This is a genomic window from Arachidicoccus sp., assembly GCF_050436765.1.
Lineage (GTDB): Bacteria > Bacteroidota > Bacteroidia > Chitinophagales > Chitinophagaceae > Arachidicoccus.
Genome location: NZ_JBNQGD010000112.1, coordinates 1 through 4,780, shown reverse-complemented (window position 1 = coordinate 4,780; position 4,780 = coordinate 1). Strand labels below are relative to the sequence as shown.

Below are 4,780 nucleotides of genomic sequence, written 5' to 3'. Positions count from 1 at the left end.
GGCCGAAGCGTTGTTGAAAAGTGGCGGGAGCGCTTCTCGTGCTTTGGCACTTGTAAATGCTGTGCGTTTAAGAGCTGGTGCTACACCTTTAATTGCTCTTACATCGCAAAATATATATGATGAACGCCGTTTGGAATTGATGGGCGAAGGAACTCGTTGGTTCGATCTGGTACGTACAGGACAGGCAGCCACAGCATTAGCTTCGAGAGGCTTTACAGTCGGGAAGAATGAACTATTTCCTATTTCTTACAGAGACATGCAAAACCCGAATTTCAAACAAAATTATGGTTATCCTCAATAATCATTAATTATAAATTTATTAATTATAAATTGATCACAATATGAATAGAAGAAATTTTAAAATAATTATCTCATTCGGGATGATTGTTTCGACGGCGAGTTTATTCTTTAGCTCCTGCCAGAAAAAAAACCCCTCCCTAGGGGCCCTTCCATCAGCCAGTTTTACGAGTGTTGCGTTAACGCCCACAAGTGATTCAACAGCATGGAATATTGAATTGATCAATACTACGCCAACACCAAGTATTGCTTACTGGAATATTCCGGGTATCGGAAGATATAAAGGAGATACGGTAAAGGTTGTAGTACAAAATGCCGGAAATTATTCTGTCCAATTGACTGTAGCGGGACAAGGCGGCACTGATTCTGTTTCGCAAACAATAAAGGTAACGCAGGATAATCCTTATACCGTTAAGGCAAGTTTCAAATCTCAAATGTTGACACCATCTAATTTTGCAAATCCGCAAAACCTTGAATTGATCAACACCAGCTTATACAGTAAAAGCGCCAGTTGGACGATCAACGGCTCCGATGGTAGTAGCATAGGCACGTTTACAGGAGATACAGTAAAGGTAACCATACCGAGTGCAGGTACTTATACCGTAAAATTAACCTCCACCGGAAATGGCGGCCTCACGAGTGCTGCTACACAAACTGTGACCATAGCACAGGATAATCCTTATGGCCTGGATCCTAATGGTATTTTTGGTATTTTAGATGGGTCCGGAATAGGGCTTACTAAGAGAACCTGGATGCCAAATAGGGTTGTTGCTTCTTGTGTAGTTTGGGATAATTTAGCTGACGTGTTAAAAGCAATGAATGGCACTGGCGGATCTTGGTGGCAATTTGGCACTGCAGAAATTGCAGATAGCACTGGTCGCGATGGTTATTTGGACGATCAATACACGTTTACTACTGATAAAAAAATGAATTTTAATGATAATAATACAGTGTATTTAGATGCCGCCGGATCTACCTGGACTAAAGCTTTACCGAGCCCATGGGACGGCTATTTGGGAACTTATGCATCTTCTAGAGATTCAGCAATTAAATCTTCTTCTCAAATAATCGCGTCTAGCAGCACTCCAACTCCTATTTCTACTGCACTTTATAACTTGATACCGGCATTGAAGCCTTGGGGTAGTGGCACTTTTACGTATTCTATTACTACTTCCGGTGGTGCTATGGGATTAGGAACAATCACTGTATTTGGCGTAGGCGCTCATATCGGATTACCTGATAAAGCCGCTAGCGGAGATGAGACGGTTCCTACAGTAACGTCTAAAACGTATGATGTGCTGAAAATATCAAATAATTTAACGGATGCAGTTACTGGAGCAACCTATGATGAACTCATTTTAGGGATTAATGAAAATGGGGTTGCTTGGGGATTTAGGTTTAGGTCAAATCGTTAAAACTGTTTTTAATTAAGCCTCTGGCAAGATTTCAAGTCTTGTCAGAGGCTTAATTTACAAAGAAAGGAAATAAACTTTTTAAAAAATGAATCATAAAATTTATAGAGCGGTGTTCATTCCCGTACTATCTGTTTTTTTAATGGCTGCCTGTTCAAAAAATAGCAGCGCACCTAAAAATAGTGGGGAGCCAACCAATCTTAGTATAAATGCTCAGGTCATTGGCGCAGATCCTTCTACACCCAACGGGGACGGAAGCGGAAAAGTCGATCTTTCCTTTTCAGCCACCAATGCTAACGCCTTTCAAATAGTGCTTCCTACCGAAAGTAATAAAACATATACGCTGTCAGGTTCGAGTGGTACGATTGAATGTGTTTTTACTTCTGCACCGGGAACGACTACTAAGTATCCTATAAATATTTCGGCTTATCACAACGCTGCTAAAAAAGATACCACCGTATATGTAACGGTCTATTGCAATCCCATCGGACAGAATGTTGTATGGTCCGATGAGTTTAACGGTACGAAGTTGGATACCAGCATTTGGAACTACGAAAGAGGAAACTTAAAAGTAAACAATGAAGTTGAATACTATACCAGCGACCCGGCAAATATAAGCGTAAACGGCGGATACCTGCAAATAACGGCGCTCCACTCTCCCAATTACAACAACAGCGGATTCAATTATACTTCTGCCAGAATAAATACTTCGGGTAAATATTCCTTTACCTATGGAAGAATAGATATAAGGGCAAAGATCCCGGGTGATCCAGGTACATGGCCTGCGCTTTGGCTGTTGGGCAACAATATTGGCACTGTGGGTTGGCCAGCTTGCGGTGAAATAGATATGATGGAGGCTGCAATAAATACTTGGGGACTCAATGTTGTGGGAAGTTCATTACACTGGGGAACTAGTGCCAACAGGCACGATACCAATAAGAAACTTCAAGTATCAGGTGCCACTTCCGACTTCCACGTCTATTCAATGAATTGGCGAAAGGACCACATTGCATTCTATGTTGATGGCATAAAGATCGACAGTCTGGCGAATAATTCAGGTACGGCATTCAACCTACCCTTCTTCTTTATTTTCAATGTAGCGGTCGGCGGAGATATGGGTGGCAATCCAATTAACCGCGGATCAGGTTCAACTATGTATGTAGATTATATAAGAGTGTACAATTAAACTTTTTAGCACACAGATGACACGAATAAAACAGATTTTCGCAACGATTGTCAAAAACCGTGTTAGTCGGTGATTTTCGAGTTATCTATGTATCTAAATAATTAAACAAATATTTTTGAATGAATTTCTTTAATAAAGCCCGCATTATCGGAGCAAGTTTACTGTCGATAGTTTTTTCCTACGCCTGTTCAAAAAATGATATCCCGCAGAGCGCCAAGGCCCCCACCAATTTACAGATTTTGACCCAAATAGTTGGAGTCTCGGGTTCTGCGCCTAACGGCGATGGAAGTGGAACAGTTAATATTAGCGTGTCGGCAACCAATGCCACCACTTACCAGATTATCTTACCTACCGAGAGTAACAAGACTTTTACGTTGACTAATTCCAAGGGAGGTACAGCAAGTTATTCGTTTACTGCTAACCCCGGAACAACCACTACTTATCCGATACAGGTAATTGCGTACAATGGGTCTGTCAAAAAAGATTCGATAATATCGGTTTCGGTATATTGTGATTACGTGAAAACAGACGTGGCCTATTGGCTCACAACGCCAGACAAGACAGCACTCTTTCAACAGCAGAATGTAGCACTGAATTTTGCTTCGGCCAACAACGGTAATCCGACTATCATTGTTGATGGCACCAAACAATTCCAAACCATTGATGGTTTCGGCTACGCACTTACCGGCGGAAGCGCTTCGCTTATCAATGGTCTTGCATCGACAACAAAAGAGAATCTCTTAAGAGAACTCTTTCTTGCAGACTCTACCCATATCGGTGTCAGCTACCTACGTTTAAGTATTGGCGCATCCGATCTGAGTGCAACGGCGTTTACATATGATGACACACCCGGGGATTCAACCCTACAAAATTTTACGATCGAAAAAGAAAAGTCAGATCTGATTCCTATATTGCAAAAAATAATAGCCTTAAATCCGGCCATCAAGATTATTGCTACTCCATGGAGTGCACCTGCTTGGATGAAAACCAATAACAGCCTTTATGGAGGTGGTGCTACACCGGGTATTTTGAAACCAGCCTGCTATGATATCTACGCACGTTATTTTGTAAAGTATATTCAGGCAATGGCCGCCGCTGGGATTACCATTGATGCAATTACGCCTCAAAATGAACCACTGAATGCCTACAACAACCCATCTATGCTGATGGTGGATACCGCAGAAAACGATTTTGTAAAAAATTATTTAGCACCTGCATTTCAAACAAATAACATAAGTACAAAGATTGTAGTATATGACCATAACTTGGATCATCCGGAATATGCAACTAATATATTGAGTGATCCAAAAACCTATGGCCTAGTAGATGGTTCCGCATTTCATTTATACGGCGGCCAAATTAACACAATGTCATCGGTTCATGACCAATATCCCAATAAAAATATCTATTTTACAGAGCAGGCTACATTTGGAAATGGAAGCTTCGGCGGGGATCTGAAATGGCATATTCAAAATGTAATCATCGGAGCCACAGCAAATTGGAGCAGAAACGCGCTGGAATGGAACCTCGCATCCGATCCCAATTATCAACCACATTTAAGTGGCGGTTGCTCAAATTGTTTGGGAGCGGTGACCATTAGCGGCAGTTCCGTAGTGCAAAGAAATCAAAGTTATTACATAGTAGCGCATGCAGCAAAATTTGTGCGTCCCGGTTCGGTGCGTATCGCTTCAACATCGGTTGTGAATTTGCCGAATGTGGCTTTTCAAACACCTAATGGGAAAAAGGTATTGATTGTATTAAACACCGCTATAACAAGCACGACTTTTAATATTCAGTTTAATGGGCAGATAGTATCACCTACCTTACCCGCAGGCGCAGTCGCAACTTTTGTTTGGTAATAAAAATAGAATAATGAAAAAATATA

Annotated in this window: 4 protein-coding genes; all 4 read left to right on the top strand. The window is 41.3% G+C overall.

All coding sequences use genetic code 11. The features are described from left to right. Positions 1 to 301, top strand: a 301-nt coding sequence (locus ACQR30_RS04570) for a RagB/SusD family nutrient uptake outer membrane protein (protein ID WP_429731903.1), incomplete at its 5' end; no start/stop codon positions are given. A 40-nt stretch (positions 302 to 341) separates the two neighbouring features. Further along, positions 342 to 1,712, top strand: a complete 1,371-nt coding sequence (locus ACQR30_RS04565; RefSeq protein WP_429731900.1) for a PKD domain-containing protein — start codon at positions 342 to 344, stop codon at positions 1,710 to 1,712. Between the two features lie 85 nt (positions 1,713 to 1,797). Beyond that, on the top strand, positions 1,798 to 2,895 hold the full coding sequence (locus ACQR30_RS04560) for a glycoside hydrolase family 16 protein (RefSeq protein ID WP_429731897.1): 1,098 nt from the start codon (positions 1,798 to 1,800) through the stop codon (positions 2,893 to 2,895). Between the two features lie 119 nt (positions 2,896 to 3,014). Further along, on the top strand, positions 3,015 to 4,754 hold the full coding sequence (locus tag ACQR30_RS04555; RefSeq protein ID WP_429731894.1) for a glycoside hydrolase family 30 protein: 1,740 nt from the start codon (positions 3,015 to 3,017) through the stop codon (positions 4,752 to 4,754). Positions 4,755 to 4,780 lie beyond the last annotated feature (26 nt).